General features: G+C 69.6%; 16 protein-coding genes. 6 read left to right on the top strand and 10 right to left on the bottom strand.

Translation table 11 applies throughout. The features are described 5' to 3' along the window. Positions 1-3 precede the first annotated feature (3 nt). From hisH to hisD, 5 genes are all read right to left on the bottom strand, one after another. A complete protein-coding gene (gene hisH, locus KIK06_RS03520; protein ID WP_040690415.1) occupies positions 4-660 on the bottom strand; it encodes an imidazole glycerol phosphate synthase subunit HisH in 657 nt (218 codons plus the stop codon). Between the two features lie 16 nt (positions 661-676). Next, positions 677-835 (bottom strand): hypothetical protein, encoded by a 159-nt coding sequence (locus KIK06_RS03515; RefSeq protein WP_268641879.1) that lies wholly within the window; start codon positions 833-835, stop codon positions 677-679. Next, on the bottom strand, positions 836-1,429 hold the full coding sequence (hisB, locus tag KIK06_RS03510; protein WP_017600198.1) for an imidazoleglycerol-phosphate dehydratase HisB: 594 nt from the start codon (positions 1,427-1,429) through the stop codon (positions 836-838). Positions 1,430-1,497: 68 nt separating this feature from the next. Beyond that, the gene (locus KIK06_RS03505; protein ID WP_017600199.1) at positions 1,498-2,580 is read right to left on the bottom strand and encodes a histidinol-phosphate transaminase; all 1,083 of its coding nucleotides are present in this window, start codon (positions 2,578-2,580) and stop codon (positions 1,498-1,500) included. Between the two features lie 40 nt (positions 2,581-2,620). After that, positions 2,621-3,922: a histidinol dehydrogenase gene (hisD, locus tag KIK06_RS03500; protein WP_268641877.1), complete on the bottom strand. Its 1,302-nt coding sequence runs from the start codon at positions 3,920-3,922 to the stop codon at positions 2,621-2,623. A gap of 250 nt (positions 3,923-4,172) precedes the next feature. On the opposite strand from hisD, the gene KIK06_RS03495 reads away from it, so the two are divergent. From KIK06_RS03495 to KIK06_RS03480, 4 genes are all read left to right on the top strand, one after another. Next, positions 4,173-4,733 (top strand): ferritin, encoded by a 561-nt coding sequence (locus tag KIK06_RS03495; protein WP_017600201.1) that lies wholly within the window; start codon positions 4,173-4,175, stop codon positions 4,731-4,733. A 126-nt stretch (positions 4,734-4,859) separates the two neighbouring features. Continuing rightward, positions 4,860-5,636, top strand: a complete 777-nt coding sequence (locus tag KIK06_RS03490; protein ID WP_268641876.1) for an LON peptidase substrate-binding domain-containing protein — start codon at positions 4,860-4,862, stop codon at positions 5,634-5,636. Between the two features lie 121 nt (positions 5,637-5,757). Further along, the gene (ybaK, locus tag KIK06_RS03485; protein ID WP_026127888.1) at positions 5,758-6,216 is read left to right on the top strand and encodes a Cys-tRNA(Pro) deacylase; all 459 of its coding nucleotides are present in this window, start codon (positions 5,758-5,760) and stop codon (positions 6,214-6,216) included. A 109-nt stretch (positions 6,217-6,325) separates the two neighbouring features. Continuing rightward, positions 6,326-8,194: an AMP-dependent synthetase/ligase gene (locus tag KIK06_RS03480; protein WP_268641875.1), complete on the top strand. Its 1,869-nt coding sequence runs from the start codon at positions 6,326-6,328 to the stop codon at positions 8,192-8,194. 10 nt (positions 8,195-8,204) lie between these two features. Here the strand turns inward: KIK06_RS03480 and KIK06_RS03475 are convergent, their stop codons facing one another. Next, on the bottom strand, positions 8,205-8,876 hold the full coding sequence (locus tag KIK06_RS03475) for a hypothetical protein (protein WP_268641874.1): 672 nt from the start codon (positions 8,874-8,876) through the stop codon (positions 8,205-8,207). Between the two features lie 77 nt (positions 8,877-8,953). Here KIK06_RS03475 and KIK06_RS03470 point away from each other — a divergent pair, with 77 nt between their 5' ends. Further along, on the top strand, positions 8,954-9,484 hold the full coding sequence (locus tag KIK06_RS03470) for a DinB family protein (RefSeq protein WP_268641873.1): 531 nt from the start codon (positions 8,954-8,956) through the stop codon (positions 9,482-9,484). A gap of 16 nt (positions 9,485-9,500) precedes the next feature. On the opposite strand, the gene KIK06_RS03465 is transcribed toward KIK06_RS03470, so the two are convergent. Then, positions 9,501-10,043 (bottom strand): ABATE domain-containing protein, encoded by a 543-nt coding sequence (locus KIK06_RS03465; protein WP_268641872.1) that lies wholly within the window; start codon positions 10,041-10,043, stop codon positions 9,501-9,503. A 109-nt stretch (positions 10,044-10,152) separates the two neighbouring features. Here KIK06_RS03465 and KIK06_RS03460 point away from each other — a divergent pair, with 109 nt between their 5' ends. Further along, entirely contained in the window at positions 10,153-10,440 is a 288-nt protein-coding gene (locus tag KIK06_RS03460) for a hypothetical protein (protein WP_268641871.1), read from the top strand. Between the two features lie 49 nt (positions 10,441-10,489). Here KIK06_RS03460 and KIK06_RS03455 read toward each other — a convergent pair whose 3' ends face one another. From KIK06_RS03455 to KIK06_RS03445, 3 genes are all read right to left on the bottom strand, one after another. Next, entirely contained in the window at positions 10,490-11,302 is an 813-nt protein-coding gene (locus tag KIK06_RS03455) for a PadR family transcriptional regulator (RefSeq protein WP_268641870.1), read from the bottom strand. 200 nt (positions 11,303-11,502) lie between these two features. After that, entirely contained in the window at positions 11,503-15,066 is a 3,564-nt protein-coding gene (dnaE, locus tag KIK06_RS03450) for a DNA polymerase III subunit alpha (protein ID WP_268641869.1), read from the bottom strand. Between the two features lie 141 nt (positions 15,067-15,207). Beyond that, positions 15,208-15,462, bottom strand: coding sequence for a DUF397 domain-containing protein (locus tag KIK06_RS03445; protein WP_268641868.1), 255 nt, complete (start codon positions 15,460-15,462; stop codon positions 15,208-15,210). Positions 15,463-15,710: the final 248 nt, after the last annotated feature.

Raw genomic sequence — 15,710 nt, 5'->3', positions numbered from 1 at the left:
GGGTCACCCGAGCATGCCCACCCAGTTGGCCAGCACGCGGGCGCCCGCGTCGCCGGACTTCTCCGGGTGGAACTGGGTGGCGCACAGGGGCCCGTTCTCGACCGCGGCCACGAACGGCTCACCGTGCTCGGACCAGGTCACCCCCGGGGCGGGGATGCGCGCGTTGGTGGGCGTGAACTCCCAGGTGCGCACGGCGTAGGAGTGCACGAAGTAGAAGCGGTCCTCGGGGCCGATCCCGGCGAAGAGCCGGGTGTCCTCGGGCGGGCGGACGGTGTTCCAGCCCATGTGCGGCACGACGGGGGCGCGCAGGCGCTCCACCGTGCCGGGCCACTCTCCGCAGCCCTCGGTGGCCACGTCCTCGGCGTGCACGTCGGCCTGTTCGACGCCGCGCTCGAAGAGGACCTGCATGCCCACGCAGATGCCCAGGACGGGGCGGCCCCCGGCCACACGCTTGCCGATGATCCGGTCCCCACCCGCGGCGCGCAGGCTGGACATGCAGGCGCTGAAGGCGCCCACGCCGGGGACGACGAGCCCGTCGGCGTCGAGGGCGGTGTGCGGGTCGGAGGTGACGGTCACGTCCGCGCCGGTGCGCTCCATGGCGCGCTGCGCCGAGCGCAGGTTGCCCGATCCGTAGTCGAAGACGACCACTCGTGACGGCATGAAGTCTGCCTTTCCGCTAGGGGTAGAGCCGGAGCGCCCCGGAGGCCACGGCGAGGACCGCGCAGGCGCCCAGGGCGACGGCGACGACCCGGTTGACCTTCCACAGGGAGTAGGCGCCCCCGATGAGGAAGCCGCCGAGGACGATGAGCAGCAGCGCCCACACGTCGTCGCCCATTTACAGGGCACCCTTGGTGGACGGGATGTCGGTGACGCGCGGGTCGTTCTCGGTGGCGGCGCGCAGGGCGCGGGCCAGGGCCTTGAACTGGCACTCGACGATGTGGTGGGCGTTGCGTCCGTAGGGCACGTGGACGTGCAGGGCCACGCGCGCCTGGGCCACGAACGACTCCAGGATGTGGCGGGTCATGGTCGTGTCGTAGTCGCGGCCGATGATCGGCGCCATGCCCTCGGGCTCGCTGTGCACCAGGTAGGGGCGGCCGGACACGTCGACGGTCACCTCGGCCAGCGCCTCGTCCAGGGGCACCTTGGTGTCGGCGAAGCGGCGGATGCCGCGCTTGTCGCCGAGCGCCTCGCGGAAGGCGGCGCCCAGGGCGAGCGCGGTGTCCTCCATGGTGTGGTGGGAGTCGATGTGCAGGTCGCCCTCGGTGCGCACGGTGAGGTCGAACAGACCGTGCTTGGCGAGCTGGTCGAGCATGTGGTCGAAGAAGCCGACGCCGGTGGAGACGTCGGCGACGCCGGTGCCGTCGAGGTCGATCTCGACCAGGACCTTGGTTTCCTTGGTGGTGCGTTCGACGCGTCCGGTGCGGCTCATGGTGACTCTCTCGGTGGTGGGTGGACGGGCTGCGGCCGAGGGCCGTCCGCCGGGGCGGTGGAGCGCGGTCAGCGCCCGGTGGCCTGGAGCAGGGCACGGCGGAAACTGGCCATCTCGTCGGGGGTGCCGACGGTCACGCGCAGCCATCCGGGCGGGCCGGTCTCGCGGATGAGGACCTGGTGGTCGAGCATGGTGTTCCAGACCTTGGTGCGGTCCTCGAACTCGCCGAACAGGACGAAGTTGGCGTCGGAGTCGGCGACGGAGAAGCCCTGTTCGCGAAGCCAGGCGACGAGGTCGTCGCGTTCGGCTCGCAGGTCGGCGACGGCGGCGAGGAGTTCGTCCGCGTACTCCAGGGCCGTGGACGCGACCGCCTGGGTGACGGCGGACAGGTGGTAGGGCAGGCGGACCAGCTGGAGGGCGTCGACCACGGCCGGGTGCGCGGCGAGGTAGCCGACGCGGGCCCCGGCCAGGGCGAAGGCCTTGGACATGGTGCGCGAGACGATGAGCCGGGGGTACTCCGGCAGCAGGGTCAGGGCGCTCGGTGTGCCCTCGCGGCGGAACTCGGCGTAGGCCTCGTCGACGACGACCACGCCGGGTGCGGCCTCGGCGATGCGCCGGATGGCGGCGATGTCGAGGGCGGTGCCGGTGGGGTTGTTGGGCGAGGTGAGGAACACGACGCTGGGCCGGTGTTCGGCGATCGCGGCCAGGGCGGCGTCGACGTCGACCCGAAAGTCCGCGTCGCGGGGCACGGACAGCCAGTCGGTGTTGGTGCCGCGCGCGATGATCGGGTGCATCGAGTAGGACGGCTCGAAGCCCATCGCGGTCCGTCCGGGCCCGCCGAAGGCCTGGAGGATCTGCTGGAGGATCTCGTTGGAGCCGTTGGCCGCCCAGACCTGATCCGCGGTCAGCCCGTGGCCGAGGTAGCCGGCCAACCCCTCACGCAGGTGGACGGCGTCCCGGTCGGGGTAGCGGTTGAGGCCCGACGCGGTCTCGGCGACGGCCTCGGCCACCGCCTTGGCCAGGCTCGGCGAGGGCGCGTACGGGTTCTCGTTGGTGTTGAGGACGACCGGCACCTCCAGCTGCGGCGCGCCGTAGGGTGATCGGCCGCGCAGGTCGTCACGGAGGGGCAGGTCGTTCAGTGTGAAGCTCACGGTTGCACGCTCTTGGTGTCTCGGGTCGTCCGTCGGGTGTTCAGGCCGTGCCGTGGCCGGTGCGCGCGGTGACCGCCTCACCGTGCGCGGGCAGGTCCTCGGCGTTGGCCAGGGTGACGACGTGATGGGCGACCTCGGCCAGCGCGTCGCGGTCGTAGGAGACGACGTGGACGCCGCGCAGGAAGGTCTGGACGCTCAGGCCGCCGCTGTGGCAGGCACAGCCGCCGGTGGGCAGGACGTGGTTGGATCCCGCGGCGTAGTCGCCGAGCGAGACCGGGGAGTGGTCGCCGACGAAGATCGCTCCGGCGTTGCGCACGCGGGCGGCGACACCGGCGGCGTCGGCGGTCATGATCTCCAGGTGCTCGGCCGCGTAGGCGTCCACGACGGCGAGCCCGTGTTCGACGTCGTCGACCAGGACGATGCCGGACTGGGGACCGCTGAGAGCCTCGCGGACGCGGTCCGCGTGCTTGGTGGCGGGGACGCGCACGGCGAGCCGTTCGGCGACGGCGTCGGCCAGGGCCTCGTCCGGGGTGACCAGGACGGAGGCGGCCACGACGTCGTGCTCGGCCTGGCTGATGAGGTCGGCGGCGACGTAGTCGGCGTTGGCGGTGGCGTCGGCCAGGATGGCGATCTCGGTGGGCCCGGCCTCGGCGTCGATGCCGATGACACCCTTGAGCAGGCGCTTGGCGGCGGCCACCCAGATGTTGCCGGGGCCGGTGACCATGTCGACGCGCGCGCACTCGCCCGCCCCGTGGGCGAACATGGCCACGGCCTGGGCGCCGCCGACGGCGTAGACCTCGTCGACGCCGAGCAGGGCGCAGGCCGCGAGGATGGTCGGGTGGGGCAGGCCGCCGAACTCGCGCTGGGGCGGTGAGGTGACGGCCAGGGACGCCACGCCCGCCTCCTGGGCGGGGACGACGTTCATGATGACGCTGGACGGGTACACGGCCCGGCCGCCGGGCACGTAGAGGCCGACGCGGCCGACCGGGATCCACTTCTCGGTGACGGTGCCGCCGGGGACGACCTGGGTGGTGTGGTCGGTGCGGCGCTGGTCGCGGTGGACCTTGCGGGCGCGGCGGATGGACTCCTCCAGCGCGGCGCGCACGGCGGGGTCGAGGTCGGCCAGGGCGGCGTCGATCGCCTCGCGCGGAACCCGGATGTCGGTGAGGCGGACGCCGTCGAAGCGTTCGGTGAGCTCGATCAGCGCCTCGGTTCCGCGATGGCGCACGTCCTCGCACAGGGGGCGTACGCGCTCGGCCGCGTCCGCCACGTCCAGTTCCGCGCGCGGGAGCGCTTCGCGGGGGTCGCCTTGGGTGCCTCGGAGGTCGATTCGACTGATCACGGCCCCAGTCTAGGGCGCTTCACCGTGACCGAGGGTGTCGTGTTCCGCATGTTGGACAGCGCACGTGCGCGTCCGGTGGGTCGCGTTCGTCCGTGGACATCGCCGACCAGCCCGACACGAATGCCCTTAATAAGCTTCCCCTTACTTTGGAATACCTAACCTCAGCTATCTTCAGAAAGGCTTGCCTAACAAATTGAGACACGTTTTTCAGCGTGTCGCATAATGCATTTGAATGCGTTATCGTGATGCCATGACTTCGAGCAAGAGCGGCGACAGCGGCCTTTCCAAGTTCCACCGCCTCCTGGTTGACCAGGTACGGCACGAGTACACCGCGTCGCACCAGTATGTGGCCATCGCGACATGGTTCGACGCCCGGGACCTTCCGCAGTTGGCACGCGTCTTCTACGAGCAGTCGCTGGAGGAGCGCGATCACGCGCAGATGATCGTGCGATACCTCATCGACAGCGACGTGGACTTCGCCTTTCCCGCAGTGGACGAGATCGAGACCGATTTCAACACCGCGCGCGATCTCGTGGCCCTGGCCCTGCGTCAGGAGCGCGAGGTGACGAACCAGATCCACCGGCTGGCCAAGGTCGCCCGTGACGAGGACGACTACGCGGGCGAGCAGTTCCTCCAGTGGTTCGTCCAGGAGCAGACGGAGGAGATCGCCAAGATGTCGACCCTCCTCAACGTGGTCGACCGCGCCGACGGCAACCTCTTCGACGTGGAGACCTTCGTGGCGCGTGACATGCCCAGCGAGGAGCACGGCAGCCAGGACGCGCCGGAGACGGCGGGTCCGTCGGTGTCCTGACCTCGGGCCGTCCCGGTGATGGGAGGGTCCGCTCCAGGCGGCCCGGGTGCGGGCGTCCGGCCCTGAGGGGAGGCCGGTCGCCGCCCGGGCCGTGCCGTGCGCGGGCTCCACGGGCATACTGGAACCATGCCCGTGGCACTGCCGATCTTTCCGCTCAACACCGTCCTGTTCCCCGGTATGAGCGTTCCCTTGCACGTGTTCGAGCGGCGTTACCGCCGCCTCGTCTCCGAACTCCTGGGCCCCACCCTGACCGGGGGTGAGGGTTCGACCCGCCGTGGTGGTCCGCACCGCTTCGGCGTGGTGTGGATCGAGCTCGGCCACGAGGTGGCCAGCGAGTCCGGCCAGGGCTCCGGCGGCGCCGACACGGGCGTACCCACGACCGGCCGGAGCGAGGTGTCCCTGCCGAGGGTGAGCGGGACCGGGTGCACCGCGGTCGTGCGGGACGTGCGCACCTACGAGGACGGGCGCTACGACCTGGTCGTCGAGGGCGGCGCCCGGTTCGCCGTCACCGACCTGTCCGAGGTCGACCCCTCCTCGCCGGACGAGTACTCGACCGCCTCGGTGTCGCTCCTGCCCGAACCGGTGGGTCCGGACGCCGAGGAGCACGCCGAGCGGGTCCGGGATCTGTACGACACCTACTGCGAGCGTTTGGCCGCCATTGGGATGGCGCCGGAGACCCACCCCGATCTGCCCAAGGACCCGATCGCACTGTCCTACACGGTGGCGGCGTCGGTGGTCCTGGACCAGGCGGAGAAGCAGCGGATGCTGGAGGCGGAGGACGCCGCCACCCGCCTCGCGGTGGCCGCGCGCTTCCTACGCCGGGAGAACCGGATCGTGGACGCTCCCACCCTCCCCAACCTGCCCGCCGGTCCCTTCCTGAACAACGGCGTCTCCTTCAACTAGCCGGGGTTAGGCTGCTGGTGCGGTCGCCGCACGCGACGCGTGTCCGGCGTCCGTGACCTTCAGTGACCCCGTGAGAGTTGAGGAGACGTCCGGCATGAGTGGAAGGGGCACACCCGCGACCGTGGCCGCGGGGCGGGCCAAGACCGCCTACACGCTGCACCCCTATGAGGTGGACGGTGGCGCGGACGGGCACTCCTACGGCACCGACGCCGCCGACGCGCTGGGGGTCCCGCACGAGCGGGTCCTCAAGACACTGATCGCCGAGGTGGACGGTGTGTTCACGGTCGGGGTGGTGCCGGTGAGCGCGTCGCTGGACCTCAAGGCGCTGGCCGCCGCGGTCGGCGGGAAGCGCGCGACGATGGCGGACCCGGCCCGGGCCGAACGGATCACCGGGTACGTGCGCGGGGGCATCAGCCCGCTGGGGCAGCGCAAACGGTTGCGGACGGTGATCGACGCGTCGGTGACGGAGCTGGCGTCGGTCTACGTCTCAGCGGGGCGGCGGGGGCTTCAGATGGAGTTGGCGCCCCGGGACCTGATCCGGCTGACGGAGGCGGTCACCGCCCCGATCGGCGCCTCCTGAGTGACGGCGGGCACGGTCGCCCATCCCCCGCGCCACAGGGGCCGGTGCTTCCGCGCACAGTCGGCCACGGACCGTTGCCGGACCCGCTACCCGGGGGTAGCGTTGTGACATGAACAACAGTTCATCCCCCTTTCCCTCGATCGCCGCCATGTTCACCGCCCGTGTCGCCGAATCCGGCGACGCCGTGGCCTTCACCCACCCCGTCCCGGCGCCCTCCGGCGACGGCGAGACCTGGGCCGAGCTGACCTGGGCCCAGACCTGTGACCGTGTCCGCGACATCGCCCTGGGGCTGCACTCGCTCGGGGTGACCTCCCAGGCCCGGTGCGCGATCGCGGCGAGCACCAGGATCGAGTGGATCCTGGCCGACCTCGGCGTGCTGTGCGCGGGAGGGGCGACGACGACCATCTACCCCTCGTGCACCCCGCCCGACTGCGCCTACATCGTCTCCGACTCCGGCAGCATGGTCGCCTTCGCCGAGGACGACGAACAGGTCGCCAAGCTGCTCCGACAGCGCGCCCAGATGCCTGGCCTGACCCGGGTGATCGCCTTCGAGGGCGAGGCCGGGGGCGACGACGAGTGGGTGATGTCGCTCGCCGAACTGGAGGCGCGCGGCGCACGACTGGCCGCCGAGCGGCCCGGCCTGTTCGGGGAGTTGGTGGCACGGGTGCGCCCCGAACACCTGGCCACCCTCATCTACACCTCCGGCACCACGGGCAGGCCCAAGGGGGTACGGCTCGACCACGCCAACTGGCTGTACGAGGCCGAGGCCCTGCACACCCTCGACCAGGAGCTGCGCGCTCAGGGGCGGGCGCTGTTGACCGGTGACGACGTGCAGTACCTGTGGCTGCCGCTGGCGCACGTGTTCGGCAAGGTCATCCAGGTGGGCCAGCTGCGCATCGGCTACCGGACGGCGGTGGACGGGCGCATGGACCGGATCGTGGACAATCTGGCCGTGGTCCGGCCGACGTTCATGGCGGCGGCGCCGCGCATCTTCGAGAAGGTGTACAACCGCGTGGTGATACAGGCCAAGGAGGGCGGCGCGGCCCGGTATCGGATCTTCCGGTGGGCGGCGGGCGTGGCCGACCGAGTCGCGCGCGAGCACGAGCGGGGGCGCGAACCCGGCGGTGTACTGGCCGCGCAGCACCGTGTCGCCGACCGGCTGGTGTTCTCCAAGCTGCGTGCCCGGTTCGGGGGACGGCTCCGATTCTTCGTCTCCGGCAGCGCGCCCCTGGCCCCGGAGATCGGCCGGTTCTTCCACGGTGCGGGGATCACGATCCTGGAGGGGTACGGGCTCACGGAGAGCAGTGGAGCCACGTTCGTCAATCGGCCGGGCGAGGTGCGGTTCGGGAGTGTGGGGCTGCCGATGCCCGGTACCGAGGTCAGGATCGCCGAGGACGGCGAGGTGATGCTGCGCGGCGGCGGGGTGATGCGCGGCTACCACAACCTGTCCGGTGCCACCGAGGCGGTGCTGACGGAGGACGGGTGGTTCGCGACCGGTGACATCGGCGTCCTGGAGGACGGGCACCTGCGTATCACCGACCGCAAGAAGGAACTGATCAAGACCTCCGGCGGCAAGTACGTGGCACCGCAGGGCATCGAGGGCCGGTTCAAGGCGCTGTGCCCGTACGTGAGCAACCTGGTCGTGCACGGGGATCGGCGGCCGTACTGCGTGGCACTCGTGGCTCTGGACCCCGAGGCGATCGCCGAGTGGGCCGCCGACAAAGGCCTGGGCGGGCTCGACTACACCGCGCTGACCGGGGAGCCCGCGGTTCGGGCGATCGTGCAGGAGGCGATCGACACGTTGAACCGGGATCTGCCCCGGCACGAGACCGTGAAGCGCTTCGCGATCCTGCCGAGTGACCTGTCGGTGGAGGAGGGGGAGATCACCCCGAGTCTCAAGATGCGGCGGCGGGCGATCGAGGAGAAGTACCGCGAACTGCTGGACGGCATGTACGAGGGCACCGTCCAGAGCCTCTGACCCGCGGGGCTCAGGGAGCGGAGTCCTCGGTGCCGGTCTGGCCGTGTTCGGGGGTCGCGGAGGTGTCGGTCGGGTCCGCGGCCCGCGGGGGTCGCGGGTGCTCCACGGCCTGCGGGGGCTCCGGATCAGGGGCGGGCGGGAGCACGCCCGGCTGGTCGGAGCGCAGGGCGCTGATCCCGTCCAACAGTCCGTACTGGAGGACGAAGAGGAAGGGCCAGACCACCAGGAACGAGGTCGCGCGCAGGTCGAGACCGACGGTGACGGACTCCCCGCGTTCGGCGGCGGCCGCGGCCGCGTGGAGGGGCGCGTCGATCAGGGTCCCGACCTGCCAGGTGAGCACGGTCGCGGCCATCGCGCCCAGGGTGCCCGCGACCAGGAAGACCATGCGCAGGTCCTGGATCCGATAGCGCGCCAGGGAGAACTGGACCATGTAGGCGGCGTAACCGGTGGCCATACCGGCGGCCCCCGTGATGAGGGCGAAGTACGCCTCCCCCGCGAAGACCTCCCCGGCGGTGCCCGTGAAGACCCGGCCGTCCCCGAGCGCGGTGCCCACCGCGCGGTCGGGGGCCAGCAGCCACCACACCGGGCCCAGGACGGTGCCGATCAGGGCCATGCCGACCAGGACGCACGCGCTCACGAGGAGCGCGTGGCGCGCTGCCCCCGCACGACTGTGATCGGTCATGTTCCCCCTTCTCCCGGGCTCGTCGACGCCCCGGAAAAGCACTGGCTGCGGGGCACGGCCGGAAGGAGAATACCCGCATGAGCGACATCACCGTCCCCTCGCCCCTGACCGAACCCGCCCGAGTCGACCCTCCGATGGCCGCCGACGAGCGCACGATGCTCTCGTCGTGGCTGGACTGGCACCGCGCGACCGTGCGTCGCAAGTGCGCCGGGCTCGCCCCCGAACACGTGGGCGCGAGCCCGCTGCCGGCCTCGCCGCTGATGACGGTGGGCGGCATCGTGTCGCACCTGCGCTGGGTGGAGGCCTACTGGTTCGACACCGTCATGCTCAACCAACCCGATCGGGCACCCTATTCGCCCGAGGATCCCGACGCGGAGTTCCGGGTCGGCGCGCAGCGACCGTTGGCGGAGCTGCTCGACGAGTACGACGCCCAGTGTGCGCGCTCGCGGGAGATCACCGCCCGGCTGGAGCTGGGTACGACCGCCCGCAAGGCACGGCCCAACCCGACCCTGAGATGGGTGCTGCTGCACATGATCGAGGAGACGGCCCGACACAACGGGCACCTGGATGTGGTGCGCGAGCTCGCCGATGGTGTGACCGGCAAGTAGCCCCGCGTCCGTGTGGTCAGGAGGCCGGGCGCCGCCGGGCGGCACGCGCCCGGTTTCCGCACATCACCGTGCACCACGCCTGGTCCCTGCGCGTACGCAGGAAGTACATGCCACAGCTGGGGGCGTCGCAACGGCGCAGCCGCTCCTTGCCCTCCCGCGCCAGCAGCACGAGCGCCTCCCTGGCCAGCACGGCGCCGACGTCGTCGGCCGCCTCCTCGTGGACGAGACCGCCGTCGGCGCCCAGACGCATGGTCACGGGGGCGCCCGCGGCCAGGGTGTTGAGCTCCTCCCGCGTCCGGTCCGGGATCTGCTCACCCCTCGCTCTGGCGTCCACCGCGGCCCGCAACGGGGCGCGGAGCGCACGCAGCGCGCCGAGCGGTTCCCGCGCCAGCGCCCGGTTTCCGAGCCGCTCCCGCCACGCCGCGGTCAGCCCGGGATCGGAGAGGAAGTCGACGTCGCCGTGTCCGGGACCGGCGCCGATGACGACGGTGTTGGTCAGGTCGAGGACGGGGTGCTCGTGGCCGATCCACGGCATGTCGTAGAACTCACGCAGCGCCATCCCCTCAAACTACCGGATTTTGCAACCTGAATCCGTGATACCTTCACGTCACGGGTTTGAACAAGTAAATCCGTGACAGGTCTGATCGTCAGGAACAGGATGGTCCTCCATGACGCTTGAGTACGTTCGCTTCGAGACCAGCGACGCCGACGCCTTGGTCGCAGGGCGCGACGGGCTCCTCCACCGGCTGAAGGAGCGCTACGGGGACGAGTTCGTCAGCGCCCAGCTCGTGCGTTTCGACGACGGCAGCATCGGCGACCTCATCCAGTGGCGGTCCCGCGAGACCGCCGAGCGGGCCGCGAAGGAGATGCCCTCCGACGAGGCCGTCGCCGACTTCTTCGGCCAGATCACCACCGTGCACGACATGCGCCACGCCGAGGTCCTGCACAGCGCGTGACACATCGGCGCCCTCTGACGAGCTTCTCGTCAGCGGGCGCCGCCGTGTGTCACTCCTCTATGTCGGAGTGTTCGTCGGCTCCGTCGTCCTCGGCCAGGATTCGGTACAGGCCTCGTTTGGTCTCGTTCAGGAGCCGTTTGGCCCGTTCCGACTGCTCGTCGGTACCCGCCTGGGCGACCTGGGCCGCAGCGGCGCTGAGCTGGTAGGCGAGCTCGCCCATCTCCTCGTAGCGTGAGCGGGTGTCGGCGTGGGCGTCGTCCCCCGCCGCCCAGGGCGGGGTGAGGTCGGCGCCGTGCTCCTCCAGGTGGGCGATGCCCTCCTCGGTGAGCTGGTAGGGGCGGCGGCGCCCCTCCTCCGCGATCTGACTGACCAGCCCCTCGTCCTCCAACTGCTGGAGCATGGGGTAGACGGAGCCGGGACTGGGCCGCCACATGCCGCCGCTGCGCTCACGGCCCTCGCGGATGATCTCGTATCCGCTGCGCGGCTCCTCGGCGAGCAGCAGCAGGATGCCGGTGCGGACGTCGCCGCGCCGGGCGCGGCGGGAGCCACCGCGACGGCCTCCGCCGTGCCCGAGGGGGCCGCCGTGCGGGCCGAAACCGCCGAACCCGCCGAAGCCGTGCGCTGCGGGGCCGCCACCCCAGGGCGGCGTGGGGGGCGGGCCGGGAGGCCCGGGGGGAGGTGGCGGCCGGTGGCCGAACTCGGCGCGATGGTGCTCGTGGCGCTCCTCGCCGGGCGCCTCGTCGTGACCGTGGTCGTGGTGACCGCGCGGGGTGTCGGTCGGCCGCCAGGACCAGGGACCGCGGAACGGTCGACCGCCGCGCCCCTCCCAGGACCAGGGGCCGGGTAGTGCCATGGCGCTCATGGGTACTCCTTCTGCGTCGTAGCGACACGAAGCGACTGTCTGATCTAATTACGACAGTCATCTTTCGTTTCTGATAGCTCAAAGATATATCGCTAACTTCATCGGCGCAAGAGGACCGCCGCGAAGAAGTCGCCTCGGACACGACGAAGGGGGTCCCGCGTGCCCGAACGGCACACGGGACCCCCTGGGGTCCTTCGGGATCAGTAGTCGACCGCGTAGGCCCCCAACAGGCTCTTCATCTCACTGTTGAACTCCGGGGAGATCCGCACGGAGTACCGGTCCACGGCATAGATCCGCGACCGCACCGGGTTGTCCACCCGGATACGCACCGGGGTCTCCCCCTTGTGGGAGCTCAGGACCTGGCGCAGGTCGTCGACCAGCTCCGTGGTGAGCCGCTTCTCGTCCACGGTCAGCAGGACCGGGGGTTCCCCGTCGGACACGTGCGAGATGTCCAGGATCGACATCTCCGAGGCGAACATCGAGTAGGTGCCGTCACGCTCGTTCAGGCGGCCCTTGACGGTGACCGCGGTGTCCTCCAGCAGGGCCTCCACGTACAGCGGATAGGTCTTGGGGAAGAACAGGACCTCCATGCTGGCGTCCAGGTCCTCCACCGTGGCGATCGCCCACTGGTTGCCCGCCTTGTTGACGCGCTTGTCCACCTTGGAGATCAGGCCGGAGATACGCACCTCGCCGCGTTCCCGGCTCAGCTCACCGGCGACGACCTGGGCGATGGAGGTGTCACGCGAGCGAGCCAGGATGCGTTCGGCACCGGCCAGCGGGTGGCTGGACACGTACAGGCCCAGCATCTCGCGCTCGAAGGCGAGTTTGGTCTTGCGGTCCCACTCCTCGTCGCCCCACTGGATGTTCAGCCCGATCGGCGTGGAGTCACCGTCGTCGTCACCGCCGCCGAACAGGTCGAACTGGCCGTGCGCCTCCTGCTTCTTGGAGCTGATCATGCCGTCGACCGCCGTCTCGTGGTGGCGGTACAGCTCGCGCCGGGGCTGGCCCAGGGAGTCGAACCCGCCCGCCTTGATCAGCGACTCGATGACGCGCTTGTTGCAGGCCGCCAGTTCGATCTTGGACAGGAAGTCGGTGAAGGAGGTGAACTTGCCCTTCTCCGTACGGGTCTTGATGATCGAGTTGACGACGTTGGCGCCGACGTTGCGGACCGCGCCCATGCCGAAGCGGATGTCCTTGCCCACCGGGGTGAACCGCAGACCCGACTCGTTGACGTCCGGCGGGAGCACCTTGATGCCCTGGGTCCGGCACTCGGCCAGGTAGACCGCCATCTTGTCCTTGTCGTCACTGACCGAGGTGAGCAGCGCGGCCATGTACGCGGCCGGGTAGTTGGCCTTGAGGTAGGCGGTCCAGTACGCGACGAGGGCGTATCCGGCGGCGTGCGACTTGTTGAACGCGTACCCGGCGAAGGGGAGCATGACGTCCCACAGCGCTTGGGTGGCCTCCTTGGAGAAGCCGCGCTCGGCGGCACCGGGGAAGAACTTGGCCTCCTCCGCCTCCAGGGCCTCCTTCTTCTTCTTACCCATGGCGCGACGCATCAGGTCGGCGCCGCCCAGGCTGTACCCGGCCAGCTGCTGGGCGATGGCCATGATCTGCTCTTGGTAGACGATGAGGTGGTACGTCTCACCGAGGATCGGATCCAGTGCGTCCTTGAGATCCGGGTGGATCGGTGTGATCTCCTGGCGCCCGTTCGACCGGTCGGCGTAGTCGTTGTGGGCGTTGGCCGCCATCGGGCCGGGCCGGTACAGGGAGATCACGGCGGTCAGGTCGCCGAACTGCTTGGGTTCCATGCGGCGCAGCAGGTTGCGCATCGCTCCGCCGTCGAGCTGGAACACGCCCAGGGTGTCGCCGCGTGCCAGCAGGTCGAAGGTCTTCTTGTCGTCCAGGGGCAGGCTCCCCAGGTCGATGTCGATCCCCTCGGCCTCCTTGATGCTCTTGACCGCGTCATCCATGATCGTGAGGTTGCGCAGGCCCAGGAAGTCCATCTTGAGCAGACCCATGGACTCGCACTGAGGGTAGGGAAAGCCGGTGATGATGGCGCCGTCGGTGTCGCGCTTGTGCACGGGAATGACGTCGAGCAGGGGGTCCCGGGACAGGATGACACCCGCCGCGTGCACACCGGTGCCGCGGGTCAGGCCCTCGATACCACGAGCGGTCTCCATGACCTTGGCGACCTGGGGGTCGTTGTCGATGAGGCCGCGCAGCTCGGTGGTCTCCGGGTAGCGCTCGTGCTCGGTGTTGAAGACCGCGTCCAGCGGGATCTCGTTACCGCCGACGGGGGCCGGGAACGCCTTGGTGATCTGGTCACCCACGGAGTAGGGCATGCCGAGGATGCGGGTGGAGTCCTTGATCGCGGCCTTGGCCTTGATGGTGCCGAAGGTGAGGATCTGCGCGACGCGTTCCTCCCCGTACAACTCCGTGACGTAATCGATCATCTCGGCGCGCCGACGCTCGTCGAAGTCGAGGTCGATATCGGGCATGGAGACACGTTCGGGGTTGAGGAACCGCTCGAACAGCAGACCGTGCTCCAGGGGGTCCAGATCGGTGATGCCCAGGATGTAGGCGACCATCGACCCCGCTGCGGAGCCACGCCCCGGCCCCAGCGCGATCCCCGTCTTACGAGCGTGCTGACAGATGTCGGCGGTCACGAGGAAGTAGGCCGGGAAACCCATCTCGTTGATGATCCCGAGTTCGTACTCGACCCTCCGACGTGCTTCCTCGGAGACGCCGTTGGGGTACCGGAAATGGAGCCCCTTCTCGACCTCCTTGGCCAGCCAGGAGGACTCGGTCTCCCCCTCGGGGATGGGGAAGGCGGGCATCAGGTCGCGATGCGCGAACACGTTGTCGTAGGCGTCCGGCGCGATGCGTTCGGCGATGAGCAGGGTGTTCTTGCACCCCTGGGCCCACTCGTCGAAGTTGAGGATGCCGCGCATCTCATCGGCGGTCTTGAGGTAGTAACCGGACCCGTTGAAGCGGAACCGGGTGGGGTCGTCCAGGTTCTTGCCCACGCCGACCGCCAGCAGGGCGTCGTGCGCGGCGGACTGGCTCTCGTAGACGTAGTGGGAGTCGTTGGTGACCAACGGCGGGATGTTCAGCTCACGGCCGACCTTGAGGAGGCCGTCGCGAACCTCCTTCTCGATATCGACGCCGTGGTCCATCAACTCCAGGAAGACGTTGTCCTTGCCGAAGATGTCCTGGAGCTGGGAGGCGTAGGCGATCGCCTCCTTCTCCTGGCCCAGTCGCAGACGGGTCTGCACACCGCCGGAGGGACAACCGGTGCTGACGATAATGCCCTCGCTGTGCTCGGCCATGAGGTCGAGGTCCATTCGAGGTTTCATGTAGTAGCCCTCCATGGACGCCAGGGAGGACATCTTGAACAGGTTGCGCAGCCCGGTCTCGTTCTCCGCGAGCATCGTCATGTGGAGGAACCGACCGCCACCGGAGACGTCCTTGCCACCCTCACCGGCGACGTCGTCGGACCCGCTGGCCCGACCCCAGAAGACGCGCTTCTTGTGGAACCGCGACTCCGGCGCCACATACGCCTCGATGCCGATGATGGGTTTGACCCCGGTGCCCTTGGACTGCTGGAAGAACTCGTAGGCCCCGAACATGTTGCCGTGGTCGGTCATGGCGACCGCTGGCATGCCCAACCGCGAGGCCTCCTTGAACAGGGGCTTGAGTTTCGCGGCGCCGTCCAACATCGAGTACTCGGTGTGGACGTGCAGATGGGTGAAGGAGTCAGCCATGGCTCGGGTGCCCCCAGGAGGGTCGACGGACGGGTGATGACTCCTGAGCCTACGCCCGTCCCACGACTCTCGCGGACCCCTGTGGACAACCAAAACGGGTCCCCCACTGATCAGTGCGGGACCCGCCCGACGAGCCGCGATCTAGATCACGACATCGTTCTCACGGACGTAGTAGCGGACGAAGGCGTCCATCTCGGCCTTCGTGAACCGCAGTGGCTCGGCCACCGGGTTCTTGGAGTCACGGATGGCGACCACCTCGGGGGTGTTCACGACGAGGACGCAGGACTCCTCGTCACCGTCGGAGTCGTTGTTGCCACCGCAGGGCTTCACCCAGTCGGCACCACTCAGGTTGATGTTGTACAGGTTGCGTATGAGCGCCCCTCCTTGGTTCCTCACCTAATCCAGCGCCGCGACCACACGCACCGGGCCCTCGCAGGAGCCCTGGAGGCCGGTGACCACGCTGTCGCGATCGCTGTCACCATGCCCCTACGCGAACCAGCGGATACGTACACCGTGCTCACGAATGGCGCGAGCGCGATCACACGTGACCACAGGAGATTCGGGCATCTCAGGCACCTGCTCACGACGGAGTTGTGACCAGGATCCACCGCGCTGAACACGCGTCCCCCGATACTTAGCACGAA

The organism is Nocardiopsis sp. EMB25, from assembly GCF_026797795.1.
Classification (GTDB): domain Bacteria; phylum Actinomycetota; class Actinomycetes; order Streptosporangiales; family Streptosporangiaceae; genus Nocardiopsis; species Nocardiopsis lucentensis.
The sequence above is the reverse complement of the archived record's forward strand: the minus strand, read 5'-3'. Positions and strand labels throughout refer to the sequence as shown.

Bases quoted from the DNA above. Each gene is read 5' to 3' on its own strand.
- KIK06_RS03455 (WP_268641870.1), bottom strand. From the start codon at position 11,302: ATGAGCGCCATGGCACTACCCGGCCCCTGGTCCTGGGAGGGGCGCGGC.
- KIK06_RS03460 (WP_268641871.1), top strand. From the start codon at position 10,153: ATGACGCTTGAGTACGTTCGCTTCGAGACCAGCGACGCCGACGCCTTG.
- KIK06_RS03465 (WP_268641872.1), bottom strand. From the start codon at position 10,043: ATGGCGCTGCGTGAGTTCTACGACATGCCGTGGATCGGCCACGAGCAC.
- KIK06_RS03475 (WP_268641874.1), bottom strand. From the start codon at position 8,876: ATGACCGATCACAGTCGTGCGGGGGCAGCGCGCCACGCGCTCCTCGTG.
- KIK06_RS03515 (WP_268641879.1), bottom strand. From the start codon at position 835: ATGGGCGACGACGTGTGGGCGCTGCTGCTCATCGTCCTCGGCGGCTTC.
- KIK06_RS03495 (WP_017600201.1), top strand. From the start codon at position 4,173: ATGACTTCGAGCAAGAGCGGCGACAGCGGCCTTTCCAAGTTCCACCGC.
- KIK06_RS03480 (WP_268641875.1), top strand. From the start codon at position 6,326: ATGAACAACAGTTCATCCCCCTTTCCCTCGATCGCCGCCATGTTCACC.
- KIK06_RS03490 (WP_268641876.1), top strand. From the start codon at position 4,860: ATGCCCGTGGCACTGCCGATCTTTCCGCTCAACACCGTCCTGTTCCCC.
- KIK06_RS03470 (WP_268641873.1), top strand. From the start codon at position 8,954: ATGAGCGACATCACCGTCCCCTCGCCCCTGACCGAACCCGCCCGAGTC.
- hisB (WP_017600198.1), bottom strand. From the start codon at position 1,429: ATGAGCCGCACCGGACGCGTCGAACGCACCACCAAGGAAACCAAGGTC.
- hisH (WP_040690415.1), bottom strand. From the start codon at position 660: ATGCCGTCACGAGTGGTCGTCTTCGACTACGGATCGGGCAACCTGCGC.
- dnaE (WP_268641869.1), bottom strand. From the start codon at position 15,066: ATGGCTGACTCCTTCACCCATCTGCACGTCCACACCGAGTACTCGATG.